Genomic DNA, 1,252 nt, shown 5'->3' with positions numbered 1-1,252 from the left:
AGGTGGGGTGTCAAATTTGTGCCATTTTTGGTTTTTTATTTGCATCCCACTTTAAGGTTTTTAATCTCTTGGAAAGAGTGGTTTGCCCGATGTTTTTTTCAGACCAATTTTTCACATTTTCTACTCGTGTTGACTGGATTGCTTCTGAAATTTCTTCTTTTGACAACTTTCCTGTGAATGCGGCCAAACTTAGGGAAAGATTCGTGATTCCAGTCATGGGATTGTCCTGTATATAGTTTTTGTATTTGCCGAATGCGGATTCTATGCAGTCAGATGAACAAAGCATAGCGCCATTTTTATCCATAGGGCTGTTTTTGAGAGTTTCTCCTAGGTATTCAATCAAATTTTCTTCGACGAGCAGCAATCTGGGATTTTTGCTTTGACTGAGTAATTTTTCACAATCCTTGAGGGATGTTTCAGACAGTCCGTTTGTCTTTAGGATCAATTGGACAGCGTTTATGAATTGGTTGAGCAGATTGAGTTCCCGGATGAGGTACTGGTGCCCCAAGACCCAATTTAGATGGTTTTGTTCTTCTTGGTAGTAAGCTTGTGGAGCCTGTTCCAAGAAGTGTAGGACAGACATGCCCCAGTCCGCAATGGGTCTCAGATTCATAAATCTTGAATTGGCCCGCTGGGCAGGGGGAAGCAGGTGGGAGTTTTTACCCAAGGCTTGTGCTCCTCTCAGGTGAGCAAGCTTTTTAGTGTACTCAATAAACTCGGGGTCACTTTTATAAACACGTTCGACTATAATGGATATGCAGTGGGTGATATCATAAACATGAAAAATTTCCTTGATTCTCAGTGCTTTTCGAATGGAATTACCCTGGTCAGCGACAGCATACTTGATCGTTCCAATGGATTCTTCCAGCTTCTCAAGTTCCTGTGCGATCAGATCACCTGTCCAGCTGGATTTTGAGGCCAAAACTAAAGGAGTCAGGTCGCTGAAAATCAATCCTCTGTTGATTGGGATGTCCGAATGTCTGATTCCATAAACCAGCAGGAGCTTGTTTTGTCCAAACTGCACACTTTCATCAATAATAAGGACCCAATCGTCAGCCTTTTGAACAGGCTTGGAAAGCAGAAAGAATCCATACTTTTTAACCCAAAGCAATATGGTCGCATGTGACGGTGTCCTTAGCGAACAATCAAAATAAAGGTTCATGGAGACGATCACCTTGTTCAAGGCTCTGAAACTAACCGACGAGCAAAGTTTCAATGCCACACAAAAATGAATGATTGTCAGGGGATAGGT

The 1,252-nt window shown here is 42.3% G+C and carries 1 protein-coding gene; it reads right to left on the bottom strand.

Going from position 1 to position 1,252, the window contains the following annotated elements:
- Window positions 1–10: 10 nt before the first annotated feature.
- On the bottom strand, window positions 11–1,252 hold a 1,242-nt coding region (locus DDT91_RS20290; protein ID WP_222718697.1), incomplete at its 5' end, for a hypothetical protein.

This window comes from Algoriphagus sp. AK58, assembly GCF_014324365.1.
In the GTDB taxonomy this organism is placed as follows: Bacteria; Bacteroidota; Bacteroidia; order Cytophagales; family Cyclobacteriaceae; genus Algoriphagus.
The sequence above is the reverse complement of the archived record's forward strand: the minus strand, read 5'-3'. Positions and strand labels throughout refer to the sequence as shown.